A 20,524-nucleotide genomic window follows, 5' to 3' on the forward strand; every position below is an offset into this window, starting at 1 on the left:
ATCTGACGTGGAGGCCGCATGTAGAAGAAATCTAGAGCGACGAAATATCGTGCTAGGGAGCAGATCGACGTTCGAACCAGAGTTCACTCTGACAGGGTTCGCGCTGAGCACCGCAGGGTTCATGTCATCGGTTCGCCTCGGACGGCTGGGCAAAGTGTTGAAGGCGGCAGATCAGCAGCAGAGAATGTTGTCATAGGCGGCGGCAGGAGACGCGGCGGCCTGTGCAGTCGTAGCATTGCTTGCGACGGTTGTAACGACCGTGAGCAAGATTCCTATGACGGACAGGACAAAACGCTTGCGCATGGGGGATGCTCCCTCGCTCAGAGTGTTGCTCGGACGTCAGTATCTCAGGGAGTGAACTCTGTGACCACCTCAGACCTGGTCGGCCTCCGCATCAAGACCGTCCGCCGTCAGCGCGGTCTTTCGCAAGCTCAGCTGGCCCATCCGGAGCTCTCCGACAGCTATGTCTCCCTCATCGAGAGCGGCAAGCGGACCCCCACCCCGGCCGTTCTCGAACTGCTCGCCCAGAAGCTCGACTGCTCGCTCAGCTACCTGGTCAACGGCGTCACCGCCGAGCAGATGAACGATCTTGAGCTGGCGCTCGGCTATGCCAAGCTCGCCATGGAGAACGGCGAGATCGCCGAGGCGCGCACCAGGTTCACCGAGCTGCTCGCCGACGGTCACCTCACCGGTCTCGCCTCGCTGCGCAACGAGGTGCTCTACGGTCTCGCCCTGGCCACCGAGGCGTGCGGCGACCTCGCGCGCGCCATCGAGATCCTCAGTGACCTGCGCAGGCAGGACGTCGCGCCCGAGCGGCACGTCGAGATCGCCCTCGCCCTCACCCGGTGCTACCGGGAGAAGGGCGAGCTGACGATGGCGGTCGAGATCGGCGAGCAGATCCTCGGCGGCGCCGTACGGCCGACCTGGACCGACGGGCTCATGGAGCTCGGCTCGACGTTGCTCTCGGTCTACATCGTCCGCGGCGACATGCTCAGGGCGCGGCAGTTCTCGGCCGAGCTGCTGGCCGCCGCCGAAGTGCTCGGCACGCCGCGCTCGCACGTGGCCGCCTACTGGAACGCCGGCTGGACCGCCCACCTGACGGGCAAGTCCGAAGAGGCGATCACCTACATCGACCGCGCGTACGCCATCCAGTCCGAGACCGGCACTCCGCGCAACCTGGCACGGGTGCGCGCATCGGCCGCGCTCATGCGCTCCCAGATCACGCCGAGCGAGACCGAGGCCCTGCGCGACCTGCTGTCCAAGGCCGCGCGCGAGATGGACGAGAGCTCGGCCGGTGTGGTGGACAAGGCGCGCATCGCCATGGCCCAGGCCCGGGTGGAATACACGGCGGGCCAGGTCGACACCTCGATCGGTCACGCGCACGCCGCACGCGACATGCTCTCGGAGGCCTCGCAGGGCCTCGGCGCCGACTCGCAGCTGCTGCTGGCGCGGGCCTACGCCGCACTCGGGTTCGACCAGGAGGCCGACCGGGCCGCCACGGCCGCCAGGGACATGCTCGACGACACCGCCGCCTCCTCCCGTGCCGCCCAGGTGTGGATGGCGACCGGCGAGACGTATGAGTTGATGCACGATGATTCGAGCAGTGTTGCCGCCTATCAGCGGGCTCTTGCCTGTGTGGGGCTGTAGCGGGGTAGGGAGCGGGCCGGGGCGTCGGTAGCCTATGGGGTGCCATGAAGAGATCCCCGCTCGCGGCCCTCACCGCGCTCCTCGCCGCCCTGTTCGTGCTCGGCACCGCGTTTGCCGGGCCGGCCTCCGCCCACGACACGCTCAAGAGCAGTGACCCGAAGAAGGACTCGACGGTCGCCGGGCTCGACGAGGTGACGCTGGAGTTCTCCGCCAGGATTCGCATGCCGTTCGTCATCGTGCGCGACGCCTCGGGAGCGGCGTTCCACGAGGGCAAGCCGGAGGCGAAGGGCGCGGTGGTGACCCAGGCGTTGACGGACGAGGGGCTGCCCGACGGGAAGTACACCATCGCCTACCGGGTGGTCTCCTCCGACGGGCACCCGATCGAGGGCGAGATCCCGTTCACGGTGAAGGGCGCGCCGAAGGCGGACCCGACCCCGGCGCAGACCGAGCCGGAGCCGCAGGCGCAGACGGAGACGGCGGCCCCGCCGCCCGCTCCGAGCCAGGCCGCGACGCCGGTGGCGCAGGAGTCGCAGGACGAGGAGGGCGGCTTCCCCGTCTGGCTGGTGATCGTGGCCGGTGTGCTGGTCGGCGTGGGCGTCGGCTTCGCACTCAGCATGCGGGGCAAGGGCAGGAAGAGATGACCAGGTCCGCGCGTCTCGTACTGGCGGCGGTGTGCGCTGCGGTAGGCACACTCGTCATCGCCATGGTCGTGGGGGGCGCGGCCTTCCCGAGGATCATTCCCGGTCTGCCGGACGAAGGGGCGTTCACCCGCTGGGGCCTGCCGCTGTCGAAGCTGGCCATGGACCTGTCCGGTGTGGTGACGGTCGGCCTGCTGCTGGCGGCGACCGTGTTCCTGCCGAGCGACAAGGGCATGCTGAGCAAGCAGGCGCTCGGCTATGTGAAGGGCGCCTCGTGGGCGGCGCTGGTGTGGTCGTTCGCGGCGGCGGCCACGATGGTGTTCACCCTGTCGGACCTGTTCGCCTACTCCGTGCTCGAAGCGATCACCGGCAAGGAGCTGGCCGGATTCGCCAGCCAGGAGAGCCAGGGGATCGCGCTCACGCTGGTCATCCTGTTCGCGGTCGCGATCGCGCTGTTCGCCCGCGGCACGATCACGGTGGGCGCCTCGGGCGGACTGCTGGTGCTGGCGCTGGCGACGCTGCTGCCGCCCGGCCTGACCGGTCACGCCTCCTCCTCGCCGAACCACGACCTGGCCACGACCGGTGTGGCGGTGCACATGCTCGCGCTCGCGGTGTGGGTCGGCGGGCTCGGCGTGCTGTGCGCGCAGGCGCTCGGTTCGGCGCGTGCGGCGAAGGCGGGCAAGGGCACGGCGAACGGCGGTGTGCTCGCGGTGTCGGCCAACCGCTTTTCGCGTACCGCTTTGTGGTGTTTTGTTGCGGTTGGTCTGTCGGGATTGTTCAGTACGGTCGCCAGGCTGACCTCGCTGGAGGACCTGTTCACCTCCTCCTACGGCGTCATGCTGCTGCTGAAGATCGTGGCATTCGCCGGGCTCGGCGTCATCGGGTACCTCCACAGGCGGCGCACGCTGCCCGCCGTCGAGCGCGGCGACTCCGGCGCGTTCACGCGGCTGGCCGTGGGCGAGGTGATGGTGATGTTCGCGACCATCGGCCTGGCCGTCGCGCTCTCGCGCACCGCGCCGCCGCCGGTGACGCTTCCGGCCGACCGCGCGTTCGACCTGCTCGGCTTCCCGCTGCCGCCCGAGCTCACCCTCGCCAACCTGGCCACCCTGTGGTGGCTCGACCTGTTCTTCGCCACCCTGGCCGCCCTGATGGCGGGCCTGTACGGCGGCGCGGTGCTGAGGCTGCGCAGGCGCGGCGACAGCTGGCCGTGGGGCCGCACGGCGGCATGGTTCATCGGCGTGGCGATCCTGGTGCTGGCCACGCAGAGCGGCGTCGCCAGATACGCCAAGGTGCTGTTCAGTGTGCACATGGTCGAGCACATGACGCTGGCCATGATCGTGCCGATCTTCCTCGTCCTCGGTGCGCCGGTCACGCTGGCGCTGCGGGCGCTCAAGCCGGCCGCGCGGCGCGGCGACCGCGGGCCGCGCGAGTGGGTGACGGTGATCCTGCACAGCAGGTTCGTCAGGTTCATCGGCCATCCGGGCATCGCGACCGCCATCTTCATCGTCTCGACCTACGCGCTGTACTTCACCCCGCTGTTCGCCGCGGCGATGGAGGAGCATCTCGGGCACATCGCCATGACGCTGCACTTCCTGGCCAGCGGCTGCCTGTTCTTCTGGGTGATCATCGGTGTCGACCCCGCCCCGTACCGCCTGCCGTACGTCGGGAGGTTGCTGACGCTGTTCGTGACGATGCCCTTCCACGCGTTCTTCGGCATCGCGCTGATGATGATGGGCACGGTGCTGGCCTCCGACTGGTACGAGCAGCTCGGGCGCACGTGGGGGGCCACGCCGCTGGCCGACCAGCAGGACGGCGGCGCCATCGCGTGGGGCTTCGGCGAGGTGCCGACCCTCATCGTGCTGATCGCACTGGCCATCCAGTGGTGGCGCGACGACGACCGCAAGGCGCGCAGGGCCGATCGCCGGGCCGATGCGGCGGCCGCCCGCACGGGAGGCACGGGCGACAGCGAGCTCGACTCCTACAACGACTACCTGGCCAGGCTGAACAAGCTTGATCGCGGAGAATAGCCGCATCACGCCCGATGGCGAGTAGCCCCGGGGATAGGGCCTGCTATCTTCGGCCACCGGTTCGGCGAGGCGCCCGGTAGCCTTGCCAACGGGGGAGTCGGGCATCGCCCGCGTGCGTGGTCTCGCGATGCGGACCGTTCCAGCGCGGGCCAGGAGGCCGGGGATCGGCGATGCTCGCTTGCGGGTCAGGAAGGCGAGAAAGTGGTCGACGAAACACGCATGCGCGGGGGACGGAGTCTGGCCCAGGCCCTGACGGACTACCTGGCCGAGTGGTCGGCGCGCACCGGGATCACGGTGGAGACGTGGGCGCTGCCCAAGCGCGACGTGCCCGCGCGCATCGCGGCCGGGGTGCTCGGGGTGATCGAGGAGGCCCTGCTCAACATCGAACGGCACAGCGAGGCCAGGGTGGCGGCCATCGCGGTCACGGTCGGGCGCACGGGGCTGCGGCTGACGGTCAGCGACGACGGCAGGGGCTTCACCCCGAAGGCCGGAGGCGGCGAGGGCATCGCCAGGATGCGGACCGGGTTCGGCGCGCTGGGCGGCACCCTGACCGTCACCAGTGTGCCCGGCGAAGGCACGACGGTGACGGGGGTCGTGCCCAGACGCCGCTAGATCGCCGCTGGATCGCCGCTCCGCTAGGGCAGGGTGAGGATCTCGCTGCCGGTGTCGGTGACCAGGATCGTGTGCTCGAACTGGGCCGTGCGCTTGCGGTCCTTGGTGACGGCGGTCCACTGGTCGGGCCAGATGTCGTAGTCGATCGTGCCGAGCGTCAGCATCGGCTCGATCGTGAACGTCATGCCGGGCACCAGCTCCACCTTCTGCGACGGGTCGTCGTAGTGCGGCACCATCAGCCCGGAGTGGAAGGTGGTGCCGATCCCGTGCCCGGTGAAGTCGCGCACGACGCCGTAGCCGAAACGCTTGGCGTAGGCCTCGATGACACGGCCGACGACATTGAGCTGACGGCCGGGCGCGACGGCCTTGATGGCACGGGCCGTCGCCTCGCGGGTGCGCTCGACCAGCAGCCGCGACTCCTCGTCGACCTCGCCGACCAGGTAGGTGGCGTCGGTGTCGCCGTGCACGCCGCCGATGAAGGCGGTGATGTCCACATTGACGATGTCGCCGTCGCGCAGCACGGTGTCGTCGGGGATGCCGTGGCAGATGACCTCGTTGATCGAGGTGCACAGCGACTTGGGATAGCCGCGGTAGCCGAGCGTGCTGGGGTAGGCGTTGTGGTCGAGCAGGAACTCGTGGCCGATGCGGTCCAGCTCGTCGGTGGTGACGCCGGGCGCGACGTGCTTGCCGACCTCTTCGAGCGCCTGCGCGGCGATGCGGCCCGCCACGCGCATGCGCTCGATGATCTCGGGCGTCTTGACGTCGGACTCGCCCGTCCTGGGCCTCTTCTTTCCGACGTACTCCGGCCGCTCGATGTGGGCGGGGACCTTGCGCATGGGCGAGATCCGCCCGGGCTGGAGCAGTGTCGTCATGAAGAAGAGTCTAGTCAGGTGTGCGAAGGGGCAGAATTCACCACGTGACCAGTGGACAGTGGTGGTTCTGCCTCAAGCACATGCGCGTCGAGCCCGACGAGGGCTGCCCCAACAAGGACCGCATGGGCCCTTATGCGAGCGAGCAGGAGGCCGCAGGCGCACTCCAGCGTGCGGCCGAGCGCAACAAGCAGTGGGACGAAGCCGACATAGACGACGACTGACGAGACGAAACGCCTGATAGCACCTCAGACGATGGCGTAGGCCCGCACCGGGAACGTTCCCATGCCTACGATCATCGGTGGCGCGGCATGGAAGCGGAACCCGGTGTCGGGCAGCCGCTCCAGCCCCGTCATGTGCTCGACCAGAGGGATGCCCGCGCCCAGCAGCACCGTGTGCGCGGGCCTCTCGCCGTGCGGAGGGGTGTCGTCGATGTTGAGCGAGTCGATGCCGACCAGCGCCGCCCCCTGCTCGGCCAGCCACACCGCGGCCTCGGGCGCCAGGTACGGGTGCCCGCCGAGATAGGCGTCGGTGCCGAAGTGCCGATCCCATCCGGTGTGCAGCAGCACCGCACGGCCCCGTACGTCGAGCCCCTGCAGCAGGTCGAGGCCGACACGGGACACGCCCTGCGCCCGGACGACGAGCCCGGGCAGGTCGGCCAGCCGCTCCAGCGGCACACCCGACAGGTCCGGGCCCTCGGGATAGCGGTGATGCGGGGTGTCCAGATAGGTGCCGGTGTTGGCGACGAGGGTGATCGAGCCGATCTCGAACTCGGTGCCGGGCGCGTAGACCTCGCGCGAGGCCGTCCGGCTCAGGTGCAGGCCGAGCTTGGGGCCGGGCACCCCGGGATAGGTGACCATGCCCTCGACGATGCGATGGCTCAACTCGACGATCACTGAGGCACTCCCGCGGACTTCTTGAGCTTGACGAGCTTGACGATGGAGACGATACCGATGCCGCTCCAGATGAGGTTGAGCACGGCCGAAGGCCACGCGGCCTCGTAGGCGGAGTTGGCCATCAGGGTGATCGCGCCGACCAGGTTCAGCCACTGGTAGGTGGCTCCGCTGCCGGACAGCCTGCCCGACGACACCATGGCATAGCCGTACAGGAGAAGGATCATGCCGATCCAGCCCACCACGGTGATGAGTACGCTCATGGCGGCTATTTTCGTGAGCGGGCCAGGTAAAGCACAAATAACGAAATCTAAATTGCCGCGTAAGCTGCCCTATATGGACATAGACCCCCGACGCCTGCGGGTTCTGCACGAGGTCGCCCGCCGCGGCGGGGTGATGCGCGCGGCCGAGGCGCTGCACCTGACGCCTTCGGCCGTCTCCCAGCAGCTGACCCAGCTCGAACGCGAGGTCGGCCTGGCGCTCATCGACCGCTCGCAGCGGCGGGTGTCGCTGACCCCGGCCGGACGGGTGCTCGCGGGCTACGCCGAGCGGGTGGAGGAGGAGCTGACCGAGGCGCGGCGTGAGCTGACCAGGTTCACCGAGCGCCTCGCGGGACCGGTCACGATCGCGGCCTTCCCCACGGTGATCACGCACATGCTGGTGCCAGCCATCAACGCGCTGGCCGAGCGGCATCCGAAGATCACGCCGCTCATCCACGAGGTGTTCGGCGGCCCGGCGCTGCAGGAACTGCGGCTGGGCGGGGTCGACGTGCTGATCACCGAGGCGGACATGAGCACGCCGACGATGCAGCAGCCGTCGTTGCTCGTCCGTACGCTCTACATCGACGAGTACCGGATCGTGACCCCGCCCGGCTGGGCCGACACGCCGACGACCGTCGGGGAACTGGCCGGGGTGCCGTGGGTGGCGGGCGTGCACGACCACGCGTGCGGGCAGGCGCTGGAACGGCTGGCCGCACTGCACGGGTTCGAGCCGCGCAGGGTGCACGTCATCCAGGAGTTCCCGCCGACGCTCGCCCTGGTCGCGGCCGGGCACGGCGTGGCCATCGTGCCCGCGCTCGCCCTGCTGGACGTGCCCGAGGGGTTCGTGCGGGTGAGCGACATCCGCGACGTCGGGGCGCGCAGGCTGGACGCCGTGACCCGCGTGAGCAGGACGCGCTCGGGCGAGCCCGACCCGGTGCAGGCCGTGGTCATCGGTGCGATCGAGGAGGCCACCCAGGCGCTGGGCGAGAGCCTCGTCGGCCATCTGAGCCCCGGGCGGGGCCAGACGCCGTCGCCGGAGTGAGTCAGTCGGCCAGCTGAGGGCCGCTGACGCGGTCGAGGAGCCTGGCCAGCCGTTCGCGCAGCCGCGGTCGTGGGACGATCTCACCCGCCGCCGTGCTGACGAGGTGCTGGGCGCCGTCGAAGGACAGCGGGCCGTCGCCCGGCACCAGCAGGGCGTCGTGAGTGAGGCCGAGCAGGTCGGGGTCGCCCGCGCCGTCCGTGCCGAGCGCCAGGATGGTGGTCCCGGTGCGCCTGGCGTCGTCGACGCGCTCCAGCAGGGGGACGGGCGCCTTCTCCTGCGCGACCACGAACAGCGTCTCGCCGCGCCCGGCGGCCTCCAGGCGTTCGAGGCCGACCCGCAGATGGGCGGGCGCGTCCTCGGGAGGCGCCCAGCGCACGAGGGTGGGGGCCAGTTGCGGCAGGCCGGAGAGCCTGGCCTCGTCGCCGAGGTGTGCGGTCAGGTGCCAGGGCTCTTCGGCGGGTGTGCCGACGAGCAGCAGGCCGCCCGGTGACCTGGTGGTCCTGAGGGCCAGGCCGAGCTCGCGGGTGCGCTCTAGCCAGCCCGACTCTGCGAGCACTTCACGGAGGAATGCCACCGATGCGCCGTCCATGGGTCCATCGTGCCTGACCGATCGCTGTGGTGGGTGTCATTTCAGGCCTTGACAGGCGGTTACCCGCGAGTAACGATCAGCTCACGGCGCCGTCCTCCGCAGACTGATTCACGAGAGAGGCGGCACATTGAGACTTCGTGTCCGCGTCAGCCTGTCCATGGTCGTCGCGCTGCTCGCGTCGATCGCCCTCGCGGGACCGGCCAAGGCCGCGTCCGCCGGTGAAGTGATCTCGGCCCAGCCGACCACCGTCTACCTGCTCCCCGGCCAGCTGCTCAAGGTGCCGGTGAAGGCCTGGCATCTGACCTACCGCTCGACCTCGGCGACCGGCGCGCTCAACGTGGTGTCGGGCACCCTGCTGGTGCCCAAGGCCGGATATCTCCTCGGCAAGCGGCCGATCATCGGCTACGCGGTCGGCACGCACGGCCTCGGCGACCAGTGCGCGCCCTCCACCAGCATGCGCGAAGGGCGTGAGGCCGAGCTCGCGCTGATCAGCCTGTTCCTGCTCAAGGGGTTCGCGGTCGCCGTCACCGACTACGAGGGGCTCGGCACGCCGGGCGAGCACACCTACATGGCGGGCATCTCCCAAGGCCATGCCGTACTCGACTCGGTCAGGGCCGCGACGAAGGTGGCTGGCGCCGGGCTGTCGGCGGGGGCGCCGATCGGTGTCATGGGGTACTCGCAGGGCGGCGCATCGGCGGCGTGGGCGGCGCAGCTGCAGCCGGGGTACGCGCCCGAGCTGCGGTTGAAGGGCGTGGCCGCCGGTGGGGTGCCGGCCGATCTGAAGGCGGTGGCCGAGCACCTCGACGGCACGGCCGACTTCGGGCTCGGCGCGGCGGCGGGTGTGGGGCTGGACGCGGCCTATCCGGAGCTGAACCTGTTCGCCGACCTCAACGACGAGGGCCGGGCGCTGCTGTCGGCCGCGCGCACCGCGTGCGTCGGCGACCTCGACGCGCTGGCGGGCAGGCGCTTCGCCGAGCTCAGCACGGTCGACCTGCTCAACCAGCCCAAGTGGGTGGCCAGGCTCACCGAGAACCGGCTCGGCGCCATCGCGCCCAGGGTGCCGATGTACCTCTACCACGCCCAGCAGGACCAGATCATCCCCTACGCCGTGGGCGCCACCCTGCGCTCGCAGTACTGCGCGGCCGGGGTAAACACGCGCTGGACGCGGATCGCGACCGGCGACCACGTGCTCGGCGCCGTGCAGGGCGGGCCGCTCGCCATCGAGTGGCTGGCGCTGCGCGTCATCGGGCTACCGGCCTCGGGCAACTGCTGAGGCGAGACCCGCAGGGGCCCGGCGCTTCCACCAGGCGGACCTGCCCGGGACAGGCGACCGGGCCCCTGGCATGATCTCGGTATGACTGACCTCCCTGAAGTGAGTGGCCTCTCGATCGGCATCCTCGGTGGCACGGGTGACCAGGGCAAGGGCCTGGCCCGCCGGTTCGCCCTGGCCGGGCATCCCGTCCTGATCGGGTCGCGCAACGCCCAGCGTGCCCAGGAAGCCGCCGACAGCATCGGCACGGGCGCGCGTGGCGCCGAGAACGAGGTGGTGGCCGCCGAGGCCGACATCGTGATCGTCGCGGTCCCGTGGGACGGCCACAAGGCGACCCTGGAGTCGTTGCGCGAGCCGTTGGCCGGGAAGATCGTGGTCGACTGCGTGAACCCGCTCGGCTTCGACAAGCAGGGCGCCTACGCGCTGCCCGTCGAGGAGGGCAGCGCCGCCCAGCAGGCCGCCGCCGTGCTCCCCGACAGCAGGGTCGTGGCCGCCTTCCACCACGTCTCGGCCGTCCTGCTGCTCGACCCCGCCGTCGAGAAGGTCGACCTCGACGTCCTCGTCCTGGGCGACGACCGCGAGGCGACCGACATCGTACGGGCGCTGGCGGGCGCGATCCCCGGTGTGAAGGGCGTGTACGGCGGCCGGCTGCGCAACGCCCACCAGGTCGAGGCGTTCACCGCGAACCTGATCTCGATCAACCGCAGGTACAAGGCGCACGCGGGCATCCGCGTCACCGACATCTAGCTCGCCGGGCCGCAGCGGCCCGGGAAGTGCGCTTCGGGCCGCCCGGTCATGCCGTGCTGCCCTCCGGCGGGGAGGTCAGCCTCAGGAGGGCAGGAGGGCGAACCGCTCAGGCAGGGCGGTCGGTCTCAAGAGGCCAGCAGGTGGCCCATCGCGGCCAGGGTGAGGGCGTGCCTGGCGGGTGAGCCGTCGGCCGCGAGCAGGCGCACCGGTGTCTGGGGTGTGGTGGCCAGCAGGTAGAGCCTGCGGATGCCGTCGCTGGCCAGGAACGTCACCTCCGACAGGTCGACGGTCAGCGGCCGGGTGCACCCCCTGCTGGCATGCAGGACGGCGCTCTCCAGCCTGGGCGCGGTCCGCCCGTCGACGACGCCGCGTACGCTCAGCATCTCCGGGCCGGGCATCTCGGTCTCGAACGCGCGCTGGGCCGAGGGCGGCATCAGCACCGGACGCGCCCAGCGATGCAGGGTGGCGGGCCTGCTGAGCCGATGAAGCATGCTCACCCGCGTGCCGCCTGGCCGCCTGTCGATGGCCAGGTCGTCGACGATCGCCCTGATCAGCGCCAGCCCCCGCCCCCTGGCCCCCTCCTCCTTTGGCGCGGCCCCCGCGGGCACGCTCCCCTCGGGTACGGCAGGCCGCGGCGCCCACGTGCCCCGGTCGCGCACGGTGACGCGCAGGCTGCCGCCCTTCTCCAGGGCGGCGCGCACCGAGACGGGCTCGTCGCCCGAGGAGTGCCCCGCGTGCGTGATCGCGTTGGTCGTGGCCTCGTACAGGGCGAGCTCCAGGTCCATGCGGTCGCGTTCGGTCACGCCGAGCTCGCGCAGCCAGGCGCTCCAGCGCAGGCGCAGCTCGCGGGCGGCGCCGAGGTCGGAGGCGATGTCCATGGTCCACTCGGCGACGGGCTGGGCGCGGCGGTGCGCGGCAAGGGCGGTCACGTCGTCGAGGTGGCCCGTCCTGGTCATCCGGTCGACGACCAGAGCGCACAGGCGTTCCGCCGGGTCGTCGGGCACGCGTGTCCCGGGGGGTGTCGTCATGGCGTCCGACGCCGTGCCGGTGAGCCTGCGCAGGCCCTCCTCCAGCGTCTGGCCGGGCCGTTCGAACAGGCCGTCGGAGTAGAGCATGATCACTTCGCCGGGTGCGAGCAGGCCCTCCGCGATCTCCGGGAGCGCGCCTCCCATGCCGAGGGGGGCGCCGGGTGACTGCTCGACGAGTTCGGCGTGGCCTTCGGCGTCGCACACCAGGGGCGGCGGGTGGGCGCATCCCGCGTGCTCGAACAGCCCGGTGACCGGGTCGAGCACGACGACGGCGACGGTGGTGGCCCTGGTGGCGGTGCTGCGTGCGGCGAAGGCGTCCAGCCTGACCAGCGTCTGGCGCAGACTCGCACCGGCGAGCAGGCTTTCGCCGATCACCGGCCTGAGCCTGGACATCGCGGCGGCGGCGTCGGGACCGTGCCCGACCACGTCGCCGACGATGAGGGCGAGCCTGCCGTCGGGCAGCGCGATGGCGTCGAACCAGTCGCCTCCCGCGTTGAAACCCGGCGCGGCGGCCAGGTAGTGCGCGGCGCTGCCCGCGTGGGCGAGGATCGGCAGCCCGGCCGGCAGCAGGCGGTGCTGCAGGGCGAGCATCAGCTCGTGGTCGGCGCCGTCGCGTGCGTCGTGGCCGGCCGGGGTGACGTCACGGCCGTGCAGCAGGACGTCGCTGGCGCCGTCCTGTGTGCTCGGCACCAGGGTGAAGGTCAGGGTGAGCGCCATCTCGCCCGAGGAGGCGCCTGACCCGCCGGGCCTGCGCCACTCGTGCACGGTGTTGTGCGTGCCGGTCGACTGCGTCTCGCGTGCGGCGTCGGCCACGTCCTGGCCGGTGACCTCGGCCAGCGGCCTGCCCACGACCGAGCCTTCGGCGTCGCCGTACACGGTCTCGAAGAGGCGGTTGGCCGCGGCGATCGTGAGGCCGGGACCCGCGCACTGCGCCAGGAGCGCGGGCGCGTGTTCGAACGCCGAGAGGGCGGCCGTGGCGGCGCCGATCCCTGGCAGGCCGTCTCCACCTGCTGCCTGGTGTGGAGCATGGGAGGCTGGCACGGAACTCCTTCGTCGGATCGGTGGCACTCAACGTACCCCGCCTGTACCCTTTCGTGGCTTTCTGAACGTATCCGGGGAGACGAGTCCGCCGGATCAGCTCGCGCCAAGGGAGGCGCAGGCCGCCTCGACGTCGTCGAACAGCGGGAGCCAGTCGGCCAGCCCGGTCAGCCACAGCACGCGCAGCCGCTGCGGCTCGGCGCCGGTGAACAGCAGGCGCCCGCCGCTCTCGGTCGCGCGGCGGTGGTGCTCGACGAGCAGGCCGAGCGAGCTGGAGTCCATGAACGTCACCCCCGCCAAGTCCATCACGACGTGCTCGCCCGGGGTGCGGAAACGCGTCTGCAGGGCCCGGTCGAGATCGGCCTTGCTGGTCGCGTCCATCGCGCCCGAGAGGGTCAGCACGACCGTGGCGCCGCGCCGATGCGTTGAGAGCTGGAGCTCATCCATGACAGTCGTCCGCCGCCGTTCTACCCGATGCGAATGAATGGCATCCTAGGCGTCGGGCACGCCGCCCAGGCGATCGGCCAGAGCCTCGGTCTCGGCGACCGTCACGGTCAGCCCCGGATGGCGCAGCAGGCCGAAGGGATCGGCGCCCGGCACGGGCCGGTGGAAGCCGATGCACACCCCGCGGTCGGCGTTGGTGCCGAACGTCAGGCCCCGGTCGGCGAGCGAGACCCGGGGGCCGATGGCCTTCAGCGCCGAGTACGGGCCGGTGACCGCGCTCCAGGCCACATTGCCCAGATGGGTCACGACCTCCCACGGGCCGAATCTGACGCGCAGGCCGTCGTGGGTGCCCTCATTGGTGATCGTCAGGGCGCAGGTGTCCGGTCTGATGCCGAGCAGGGCCAGTGGGCGCGTGTACCTGTCGTCGAAGGCGAACGTGAACACCGACCGTTCCTCGGTCACGGCCGTGTTCCCGCAGTGCTGGCGTCCATGCTCTGTGACCTGCCCCGGCCTTCCATCGGGAAACCGGGCTCTCTGGACAAGTGTGTCGCCTGCTCAGCAGAATGCCAGGAATCCCGAAATATCGTCAGGAGGGGTGCATGACGGTTTTGAAGCGGATTGGGCTGGGGATTCTGGCCTTTTTCGGGGTGGCGTTCGTGCTGCTGGTGTTCGTACCGGGGGGCTGGAAGATCCTGCTCGGGTTGATCGCCGTGATCGGCGTGGTCGGGTTCGGGATCTGGACCTGGATGGAGAACTCCCACCCGTCCTCCCGCGAGGACCGCTGGGAGGACGAGAAGGAGAACCGCCGCCGCGACCACTGGGGCAGGACACCTTGAGATCGGCAGGACGCCCTGAGGTCCGGGTCCGGCGGGCGGATCGTGACGTGGGTCAGATGAGGCCCTGGGCGAGCATGGCGTCGGCGACGCGTTCGAAGCCGGCGATGTTGGCGCCGGCCACGTAGTCGCCGGGTGAGCCGTACTTCTCGGCCGTCTCGTACACGGTGTCGTGGATGTCGCGCATGATGGCCGCGAGCTCCCGTTCGACCTGCTCGAACGGCCACGTCTGGCGTCCCGAGTTCTGGCGCATCTCCAGGGCGCTGGTCGCCACGCCGCCCGCGTTGGCCGCCTTGCCGGGACCGAAGGAGACGCCCGCCTCGCGCAGGATCGTGATCGCCTCGGGCGTGGTCGGCATGTTGGCGCCTTCGGAGACCGCCTTGACCCCGTTGCGGACCAGCGTGGCGGCGGCGGAGGCGTCGAGTTCGTTCTGGGTGGCCGAAGGCAGGGCCACGTCGACGGGCACGTCCCACACGCTGCCGCCCGCGACGTACCTGGCCGAGGCGCCCCTGCGCTCGGCGTAGTCGCTGACCCGGCCGCGCTCGACCTCCTTGATCTGCTTGAGCAGGGCGACGTCGACGCCCTTCTCGTCGATCACGTACCCGGCCGAGTCGGAGACGGTGACGACGTTCGCGCCGAGCGCCTGGGCCTTCTCCACCGTGTAGATGGCGACATTGCCCGACCCGGACACACTGACCTGCAGCCCTTCGAGGTCCTCGCCCCTGCGGCGCAACATCTCGGCCGTGAACAGCACATTGCCGTATCCGGTCGCCTCGGGCCTGGCCGCCGAGCCGCCCCACTCCGGGCCCTTGCCGGTCAGCACGCCCGCCTCCCAGCGGTTGGTGATGCGGCGGTACTGCCCGAACAGGTAGCCGATCTCCCTGCCGCCCACGCCGATGTCGCCCGCGGGCACGTCGGTGTGCTCGCCCAGGTGCCGGTAGAGCTCGGTCATGAACGACTGGCAGAACCTCATCACCTCGGCGTCGCTGCGGCCGTGCGGGTCGAAGTCGCTGCCGCCCTTGCCGCCGCCGATGTTCAGGCCGGTGAGGGCGTTCTTGAAGATCTGCTCGAAGCCGAGGAACTTCACGATGCCCAGATTGACCGACGGGTGGAAGCGCAGTCCGCCCTTGTACGGGCCGAGCGCGCTGTTGAACTCCACCCGGAAGCCCCTGTTGACGTGGATACGCCCGGAGTCGTCGGTCCACGGCACCCGGAACAGCACCTGCCGCTCGGGCTCCACGATCCGCTCGACCAGCGCCGCCTGCCGGAACTCGGGACGTACGGCCAGCACGGGCTCCAGGGTCTCGAGTACCTCGATGACGGCTTGGTGGAACTCCGGCTCGCCGGGATTGCGCTGGAGCACCTGGTCGATCAGCGACATCGGCTGTTGTTTCCTTCCCCTGTTTTCTCAGACCCCAAAAACCTACCCGCTCGCCTGCTTTGCCCTGGTGCCCGGGGCTACAGCCAGCCCGCGTCCTCGGCGATGCGGACGGCGTCCAGCTTGTTGCGCGCGCCGGTCTTGGTGATCGCACTCGTCAGGTAGTTGCGTACGGTGCCCGGCGAGAGGTGCAGCCTGGCGGCGATCTCCTCGGCCGACGAGCCCGCGGCCGAGTCCCTCAGCACGGTCGTCTCGCGCGGGGTCAGCGGGCTCTCGCCGTACTCCATCGCCGAGGCGACCAGCTCGCTGTCGAGCACGCGCAGTCCGGAGTTCGTACGGCGGATGGCGTCGGCGAGGCGTTCGCCGGGGGCGTCCTTGACCAGGAAGGCCTCGATCCCGGCGGCCAGGGCCCGCCGTACCTGGCCGGGTCTGCCCATGGCGGTGAGGATCAGGACGCGGCAGGAGGGCAGGCGTTCGCGCAGTTCGGCGGCGGCGGTGATGCCGTCGAGGGCGGGCAGGTCGATGTCGACGACCGCCACGTCCGGCCGCACGCGCAGGGCCTCGGGCACGATCTCGTCGCCCCGGATCACCTCGGCGACGACCTCGATGTCGCTCTCCAGACGCAGCAGCGCGGTGAGCGCGGCCCGGATCATGTGCATGTCCTCGGCCAGCAGGACGCGGATCACGCGGGCACCTCCGTGGTCGGCGGGCGCGTGCCGGTCGGGGCGTGGATCATGCGGGGAGCTCCATCGTCAGCAGGAAGCCGCCGGTGCCGTTCGGGGCCGCGTGCATGGCGCCGCCCGCCTGGGTCGCGCGTTCGGCCAGGCCGGTGAGGCCGCCGCCGGGTGGGCCCGTCCCGGCCGCGCCGTCGTTGGCGATCTCCAGGCGGACGAGGCCGCCGGTGACCGAGGTGGTGATCGAGCACACGGCGGCGGTGCTGTGGCGCAGGACGTTGGTGACGCCCTCGCGCACGGCCCAGGCCAGGGCCTCGTCGCCGGTCCTGGACAGGTTCACCTCGGCCAGGTGCAGGTGGCAGTCGACGCCGGACGACTCCAGCAGCGCCGCCGCCCTCGCCGCCTCGGCGGCCAGCGACATCTGGCGGTACCCGCGTGCCACGTGCCGCACGTCGTGCACGGCCTCGCGGGCCACCTGGATCAGCTCGCCCACCTCGGTACGCGCGGCGGCCGGGTCGCGGTCCATGAGCCTGGCGGCCAGATCGCCCTTGAGTGCGATGGCGGTCAGCGAACGGCCGAGCCCGTCGTGCAGGTCGCGCGAGATGCGCATGCGTTCCTTCAGCACGGCGGCGTCGGCGAGGTCGGCACGGGCCTGCTCCAGCTCGAACGTGACACGGACCAGGCGGACCAGCGAGTAGATCATGGTGCCGGTGATGACGACCGTGACGACCAGGTAGCTCGCCGTGCCGAGATCGGGCAGCTGCATCAGCGACATCACGAAGAACACGGCGGCCATCGCCCCCACCACCGCGACCCCGGCCCTCGGCCGCAGCAGCAGGAGCACGGGCCCCGCCAGGATCGGCACCGCCCCCCTCGACCAGCCGAGCACCAGCACCAGGTCGGGCAGGTACGCGGCGGCGAACTGCACCGCGAGCGTCAGCCACAGCAGCGGCGGCCTGCGCCCGTCGAGCGCGGCCCTGATGTGCAGGAAGTGCGGCACGTAGAAGGCGACGAGCCCCGCGACCACGGTCACCCGCACCGGCCACGGCCCCACCCGCAGGTACAGCACGGCTCCCACGAGCAGGTACCCGACCGAGATCCCGGCGATGACCCAGACGGCGAGCCTGCGGGCGGAGGAATATGTCATGTTCATCCCAGTATTTCAGGGCAGCGACACGTATTTCCGGACAGTTTCAGGACAGCATGACCGACGGCCCCCAGGTCAGGACCGGCGCGGCTCCCACCGGAACCACAGCCGCACCGCCACCACCCCGACGACTCCCCAAACGGCCAGCACCAGCACGTACCGCACCTCGAACGGCGAACTGAGCAGCCGCACCGCGGCCGTCGTCGGCAGCCACTCGAACGGCGCCGCCACCCACGACGGCAGCATCGACAGGATCGGCCCCATCGCCCCCGAACCGAGCCCCGCCAGCAGGAACACCGGCATCGTCATCGCCGCCGACAACTCCGCACGCGGAATCGCCGCCGTCCACGCCACCCCGAGCACGGCCAGCACGACGGCCCCGGCGAGCACGACGGCGGCGAAGGCCGGAGGCGAGGCCGGGAAGGGCACGTCGGCCAGGAAGTGCACCAGGACCAGGCAGAGCACGGTCAGCCCCACGGTCTGGCTCACCGTGCTGGCCACCTCGCCGAACAGGATCTGCCGATCGGTGAGCTGCGTGGTCCGCAGCCGCTTGAGCACGAGCAGGTCGCGGCGGCTGGACAGGGCGACCGCGATGTTCATGAACGCGGTGATGGCCAGCAACAGCCCGACCGACCCGTAGAAGATCTCCGTCGCGGCGGCGACGCCGTCGGCCTGCACGTTGCGCATCAGCACCGGCATACCGATCGCGAGCCCGACCGGTGTCAGCACCGAGCCGGTGAGCAGGCCCTTGTCCCGCCAGAAGAGGCGGGCGCTGAGCTTGTAGGTGGCGGCGAAACTCATGACGAACTCCAAGGACGACACGGCGGGCATTGCCGGGGGAGGTGGCGGGCTTTCAGCGGGGGAGGAGGTGGGGGAGGGCATCGGGACTCAGCGGGGAGGCCGAGAAACGCGACAGGTTTCAGCGGGAGAAGGCAGCGGGTTTCAGCGGGAAAGGTCGAGGAACAGGTCTTCCAGGGTGGCGGCGCGTACCTCCAGGCCGGTCAGCCTGACGCCGCGGCCGGCCGCCCAGCTGAGCAGCGCCTGGGCCGCCAGGTCGGGGTCGTCGGCGCGGCACACGTACAGCCCGTCCTCCAGCGACACCGGCACCGGCACCTCCGATGCCCCGACGCCGGCCGGAGGCTCGAAGGCCACCCGGCCGCCGCGTGCGGCCAGCGTCTCGGCCATGCCGCCCGAGGCGACGATCTCGCCCCTGTCCATGATCGCCATACTGGACGCCAGGCGTTGCGCCTCCTCCAGGTAGTGCGTGGTCAGCAGCACGGTGGTGCCGCGCTCGGCGAGGTCGCGCACGACGCCCCACGTCCGCTGCCTGGCCTCGGGGTCCATCCCGGTCGTCGGCTCGTCGAGGAACAGCACCTCGGGCCTGCCCAGTACGGCCAGCGCCAGGTCGAGCCTGCGCTTCTCGCCGCCGGACAGCTGACGTACCTTGGTCGCGCCCTTCTCGCCGAGCCCGGCCAGCTCCAGGGCCTCGTCGAGGGGCCGGGGCGAGGCGGTGAAGTCGCGCCAGGCGCGCACGGTCTGGGCCACGGTCAGCTCGGCGAAGAACCCGGCCTCCTGCAGCATGATGCCGGTGCGCCTGCGTACGGCCGCGCGCTCGGCCGAGGGGTCCAGCCCGAGCACCCTGACCTGTCCGGCGTCCGGCGCCTGGAACCCGGCGAGCACCTCGACCGTCGTGGTCTTGCCCGCCCCGTTGCGGCCGAGCAGGGCGAAGATCTCCCCGGCCTCGACGCCGAACGATATGTCCTTCACCGCGGGGTAGTCGCCGTAGCTCTTGCTCAGCCCGCTGACCTCGATCGTCTTCTTCACATCGACGATTCTTCGCGGGAGAGCGGGGGAACGGCAGTGAGGAATTCACGACTTGTCGGGATACGGCGCTCGTCGGGCTACGAGGCTTGGCGGGCTACGGGGCTTGGCGAGATGCGAGGTCCATCGGGATATGGAGCGCATCCCCGTTCACACGACCAGTGGACGCCTGACGGCCACGCGATCCCCGCCGCCGCCGTACGCGTGCCAGGCCGCCGCCAGCCCCTCGACCGCCGGGCCGAGCTCCCCGGGCTCCAGGACGAAGTGCAGCCGCACGTGGTCGCCGTGCCCGCCCTCCGGGGCGAACGAACCCCCTGGCGGCACCGCCACGCCGTGCCTCAGCGCCACCTGGGCGAACGACTCGGCGTCGCCGTGCGGCAGCCGTACCCACAGGGTCTGGCCGCCGAGCGCGGGCTCGAACGACCACGAGGGCAGGGCGGTGCGCAGCAGGGCGCACAGGTGGTCGTGCCGGGCGCGCAGGTGGGGCACGTAGGCGGCGCGTACCTCGTCGAGGCGCTCCAGCAGGGCGGCGGCTGCGAACTGGGCCAGGACGTCGCCGCCGAGGTCGTGGACGGCGCGCTGCCTGGCGAGCCTGGTGACCAGGGCGGGCGCGGCCCTGACCCAGCCCACCCGCAGGCCGCCCCAGGTGAGCTTGCTGAGCGAGGAGAGCGTGAGGAGCTGCTCGCCGTTCCCGCAGGCGGCCAGCGGCGGCGGCGCCTCCTGGGCGAAGGTCAGCTCGGCCGCGACCTCGTCGTCGACGATCGGCACGTCGTGCTCGGCGGCGAGCCTGGCCAGGCGGCGGCGTTCGGGCATGCCCATGATCGAGCCGGTCGGGTTGCTCGCGGTCGGCACCACGTAGGCGAGCGCGGGCCGCTCCCGCAGCCTGGCCGGGTCGCCCATGGCCCGCACCGAGGCCGCCGCGTCGCGGAAGACCTCAAGGGCGCCCGGATAGGTGGGGCTCTCGGTCAGCACCGTGCCGCCGGGCCGTACCAGCACCCAGGCGAGCAGGGTCAGCGCCTGCTGCCCGCCCGTGGTGACCATGACCTCGGCCGCCGTCGTGCGCAGGCCGCGCCGGGTGTAGTAGCGGGCGACGGCGTCGCGCAGCACCGGGTGTCCGGCCGGGTGGTAGCCGATGTCGTGCCTGATCCGCGCGACCCGCTCCACGGCCTCGCGGTAGGCCTCGATCAGCACGGGAGGCGGCGTGTGCGGTGCGGCGCAGGTCAGCAGCGTCACGCCGTCGGGCGGGTCGGTCAGATGGGCGAGCAGCGTGTTGCCGGGCGTCCGGCCCCGGGTGGCGGGCAGGTCGGCCGCCGCGACCGTGGTGCCGCTGCCGCGGCGCCGTACCACGCGGGCCTCCTGCTGGAGCAGGTCGTATGCGGCCACCACCGTGCCCCTGCTGACCGCCAGGCGTCTGGCCAGCTCGCGTTCGGGCGGCAGGGCGGCGAGGGGTGGCAGCAGGCCGTCGTCGATCAGCGTGCGCAGCCGTCCGGCCAGCAGCAGGTACAGCGGACCGCGTCCGGAGGCCCAGCGGCCGAGCAGATCGATGAGATTGGCCCTATCCATGGGC

General features: G+C 71.2%; 22 protein-coding genes. 9 read left to right on the forward strand and 13 right to left on the reverse strand.

Annotation, left to right across the window (positions count from 1 at the left end):
* The first annotated feature begins 363 nt into the window (after positions 1–363).
* From ACTWNK_RS13555 to ACTWNK_RS13570, 4 genes are all read left to right on the forward strand, one after another.
* Entirely contained in the window at positions 364–1,647 is a 1,284-nt protein-coding gene (locus ACTWNK_RS13555; protein WP_474304278.1) for a helix-turn-helix domain-containing protein, read from the forward strand.
* Positions 1,648–1,691: 44 nt separating this feature from the next.
* Positions 1,692–2,288, forward strand: a complete 597-nt coding sequence (locus tag ACTWNK_RS13560; protein ID WP_474304279.1) for a copper resistance CopC family protein — start codon at positions 1,692–1,694, stop codon at positions 2,286–2,288.
* A complete protein-coding gene (locus ACTWNK_RS13565) occupies positions 2,285–4,312 on the forward strand; it encodes a bifunctional copper resistance protein CopD/cytochrome c oxidase assembly protein (RefSeq protein ID WP_474304280.1) in 2,028 nt (675 codons plus the stop codon). The genes ACTWNK_RS13560 and ACTWNK_RS13565 overlap by 4 nt, the downstream gene beginning before the upstream one ends.
* Positions 4,313–4,531: 219 nt before the next feature.
* A complete protein-coding gene (locus ACTWNK_RS13570; RefSeq protein ID WP_474304281.1) occupies positions 4,532–4,924 on the forward strand; it encodes a sensor histidine kinase in 393 nt (130 codons plus the stop codon).
* A gap of 23 nt (positions 4,925–4,947) precedes the next feature.
* Here the strand turns inward: ACTWNK_RS13570 and map are convergent, their stop codons facing one another.
* Positions 4,948–5,796, reverse strand: coding sequence for a type I methionyl aminopeptidase (gene map, locus ACTWNK_RS13575; protein ID WP_474304282.1), 849 nt, complete (start codon positions 5,794–5,796; stop codon positions 4,948–4,950).
* Between the two features lie 44 nt (positions 5,797–5,840).
* Here map and ACTWNK_RS13580 point away from each other — a divergent pair, with 44 nt between their 5' ends.
* Positions 5,841–6,017, forward strand: a complete 177-nt coding sequence (locus ACTWNK_RS13580; RefSeq protein WP_474311158.1) for a hypothetical protein — start codon at positions 5,841–5,843, stop codon at positions 6,015–6,017.
* Between the two features lie 24 nt (positions 6,018–6,041).
* Here ACTWNK_RS13580 and ACTWNK_RS13585 read toward each other — a convergent pair whose 3' ends face one another.
* Complete coding sequence (locus ACTWNK_RS13585; protein ID WP_474304283.1) at positions 6,042–6,689, reverse strand: cyclase family protein; 648 nt, start codon at positions 6,687–6,689, stop codon at positions 6,042–6,044.
* Positions 6,686–6,949: a CBU_0592 family membrane protein gene (locus ACTWNK_RS13590; RefSeq protein ID WP_474304284.1), complete on the reverse strand. Its 264-nt coding sequence runs from the start codon at positions 6,947–6,949 to the stop codon at positions 6,686–6,688. The genes ACTWNK_RS13585 and ACTWNK_RS13590 overlap by 4 nt, the downstream gene beginning before the upstream one ends.
* Before the next feature lie 73 nt (positions 6,950–7,022).
* Between ACTWNK_RS13590 and ACTWNK_RS13595 the strand changes: the two genes are divergently transcribed.
* Positions 7,023–7,988 (forward strand): LysR family transcriptional regulator, encoded by a 966-nt coding sequence (locus ACTWNK_RS13595; RefSeq protein WP_474304285.1) that lies wholly within the window; start codon positions 7,023–7,025, stop codon positions 7,986–7,988.
* A gap of 1 nt (position 7,989) precedes the next feature.
* Here the strand turns inward: ACTWNK_RS13595 and ACTWNK_RS13600 are convergent, their stop codons facing one another.
* Complete coding sequence (locus ACTWNK_RS13600; protein WP_474304286.1) at positions 7,990–8,577, reverse strand: hypothetical protein; 588 nt, start codon at positions 8,575–8,577, stop codon at positions 7,990–7,992.
* 127 nt (positions 8,578–8,704) lie between these two features.
* On the opposite strand from ACTWNK_RS13600, the gene ACTWNK_RS13605 reads away from it, so the two are divergent.
* Together ACTWNK_RS13605 and npdG are read left to right on the forward strand one after the other, a co-directional pair.
* Positions 8,705–9,850: a lipase family protein gene (locus ACTWNK_RS13605; protein ID WP_474304287.1), complete on the forward strand. Its 1,146-nt coding sequence runs from the start codon at positions 8,705–8,707 to the stop codon at positions 9,848–9,850.
* 81 nt (positions 9,851–9,931) lie between these two features.
* Positions 9,932–10,594: an NADPH-dependent F420 reductase gene (gene npdG / locus ACTWNK_RS13610; RefSeq protein ID WP_474304288.1), complete on the forward strand. Its 663-nt coding sequence runs from the start codon at positions 9,932–9,934 to the stop codon at positions 10,592–10,594.
* Between the two features lie 125 nt (positions 10,595–10,719).
* Here the strand turns inward: npdG and ACTWNK_RS13615 are convergent, their stop codons facing one another.
* From ACTWNK_RS13615 to ACTWNK_RS13625, 3 genes are all read right to left on the reverse strand, one after another.
* Positions 10,720–12,663: a SpoIIE family protein phosphatase gene (locus ACTWNK_RS13615; RefSeq protein ID WP_474304289.1), complete on the reverse strand. Its 1,944-nt coding sequence runs from the start codon at positions 12,661–12,663 to the stop codon at positions 10,720–10,722.
* Between the two features lie 93 nt (positions 12,664–12,756).
* Positions 12,757–13,107, reverse strand: coding sequence for an STAS domain-containing protein (locus tag ACTWNK_RS13620; RefSeq protein ID WP_474304290.1), 351 nt, complete (start codon positions 13,105–13,107; stop codon positions 12,757–12,759).
* Positions 13,108–13,152: 45 nt separating this feature from the next.
* Positions 13,153–13,566 carry a hypothetical protein gene (locus ACTWNK_RS13625; protein WP_474304291.1) on the reverse strand — a complete coding sequence of 138 codons (414 nt, stop codon included), beginning with the start codon at positions 13,564–13,566 and terminating at the stop codon, positions 13,153–13,155.
* Between the two features lie 137 nt (positions 13,567–13,703).
* Here ACTWNK_RS13625 and ACTWNK_RS13630 point away from each other — a divergent pair, with 137 nt between their 5' ends.
* Positions 13,704–13,940, forward strand: a complete 237-nt coding sequence (locus ACTWNK_RS13630; RefSeq protein ID WP_474304292.1) for a hypothetical protein — start codon at positions 13,704–13,706, stop codon at positions 13,938–13,940.
* Positions 13,941–13,992: 52 nt separating this feature from the next.
* Here ACTWNK_RS13630 and gdhA read toward each other — a convergent pair whose 3' ends face one another.
* From gdhA to ACTWNK_RS13660, 6 genes are all read right to left on the reverse strand, one after another.
* The gene (gene gdhA, locus ACTWNK_RS13635; protein WP_474304293.1) at positions 13,993–15,318 is read right to left on the reverse strand and encodes an NADP-specific glutamate dehydrogenase; all 1,326 of its coding nucleotides are present in this window, start codon (positions 15,316–15,318) and stop codon (positions 13,993–13,995) included.
* Between the two features lie 77 nt (positions 15,319–15,395).
* A complete protein-coding gene (locus tag ACTWNK_RS13640; protein WP_474304294.1) occupies positions 15,396–16,001 on the reverse strand; it encodes a response regulator transcription factor in 606 nt (201 codons plus the stop codon).
* A 46-nt stretch (positions 16,002–16,047) separates the two neighbouring features.
* Positions 16,048–17,136 carry a sensor histidine kinase gene (locus ACTWNK_RS13645; protein ID WP_474304295.1) on the reverse strand — a complete coding sequence of 363 codons (1,089 nt, stop codon included), beginning with the start codon at positions 17,134–17,136 and terminating at the stop codon, positions 16,048–16,050.
* Between the two features lie 75 nt (positions 17,137–17,211).
* Positions 17,212–17,937 carry an ABC transporter permease gene (locus ACTWNK_RS13650; protein WP_474304296.1) on the reverse strand — a complete coding sequence of 242 codons (726 nt, stop codon included), beginning with the start codon at positions 17,935–17,937 and terminating at the stop codon, positions 17,212–17,214.
* Positions 17,938–18,078: 141 nt separating this feature from the next.
* Positions 18,079–18,960 carry an ABC transporter ATP-binding protein gene (locus ACTWNK_RS13655; RefSeq protein WP_474304297.1) on the reverse strand — a complete coding sequence of 294 codons (882 nt, stop codon included), beginning with the start codon at positions 18,958–18,960 and terminating at the stop codon, positions 18,079–18,081.
* A gap of 147 nt (positions 18,961–19,107) precedes the next feature.
* The gene (locus ACTWNK_RS13660) at positions 19,108–20,520 is read right to left on the reverse strand and encodes an aminotransferase-like domain-containing protein (protein ID WP_474304298.1); all 1,413 of its coding nucleotides are present in this window, start codon (positions 20,518–20,520) and stop codon (positions 19,108–19,110) included.
* Between the last annotated feature and the right edge of the window lie 4 nt (positions 20,521–20,524).

This window comes from Nonomuraea sp. IBHARD001, from assembly GCF_056106265.1.

Bases quoted from the DNA above. Each gene is read 5' to 3' on its own strand.
- ACTWNK_RS13560 (WP_474304279.1), top strand. From the start codon at position 1,692: ATGAAGAGATCCCCGCTCGCGGCCCTCACCGCGCTCCTCGCCGCCCTG.
- ACTWNK_RS13565 (WP_474304280.1), top strand. From the start codon at position 2,285: ATGACCAGGTCCGCGCGTCTCGTACTGGCGGCGGTGTGCGCTGCGGTA.
- ACTWNK_RS13570 (WP_474304281.1), top strand. From the start codon at position 4,532: ATGCGCGGGGGACGGAGTCTGGCCCAGGCCCTGACGGACTACCTGGCC.
- map (WP_474304282.1), bottom strand. From the start codon at position 5,796: ATGACGACACTGCTCCAGCCCGGGCGGATCTCGCCCATGCGCAAGGTC.
- ACTWNK_RS13590 (WP_474304284.1), bottom strand. From the start codon at position 6,949: ATGAGCGTACTCATCACCGTGGTGGGCTGGATCGGCATGATCCTTCTC.
- ACTWNK_RS13595 (WP_474304285.1), top strand. From the start codon at position 7,023: ATGGACATAGACCCCCGACGCCTGCGGGTTCTGCACGAGGTCGCCCGC.
- ACTWNK_RS13600 (WP_474304286.1), bottom strand. From the start codon at position 8,577: ATGGACGGCGCATCGGTGGCATTCCTCCGTGAAGTGCTCGCAGAGTCG.
- npdG (WP_474304288.1), top strand. From the start codon at position 9,932: ATGACTGACCTCCCTGAAGTGAGTGGCCTCTCGATCGGCATCCTCGGT.
- ACTWNK_RS13620 (WP_474304290.1), bottom strand. From the start codon at position 13,107: ATGGATGAGCTCCAGCTCTCAACGCATCGGCGCGGCGCCACGGTCGTG.
- ACTWNK_RS13630 (WP_474304292.1), top strand. From the start codon at position 13,704: ATGACGGTTTTGAAGCGGATTGGGCTGGGGATTCTGGCCTTTTTCGGG.
- gdhA (WP_474304293.1), bottom strand. From the start codon at position 15,318: ATGTCGCTGATCGACCAGGTGCTCCAGCGCAATCCCGGCGAGCCGGAG.
- ACTWNK_RS13645 (WP_474304295.1), bottom strand. From the start codon at position 17,136: ATGACATATTCCTCCGCCCGCAGGCTCGCCGTCTGGGTCATCGCCGGG.
- ACTWNK_RS13650 (WP_474304296.1), bottom strand. From the start codon at position 17,937: ATGAGTTTCGCCGCCACCTACAAGCTCAGCGCCCGCCTCTTCTGGCGG.
- ACTWNK_RS13660 (WP_474304298.1), bottom strand. From the start codon at position 20,520: ATGGATAGGGCCAATCTCATCGATCTGCTCGGCCGCTGGGCCTCCGGA.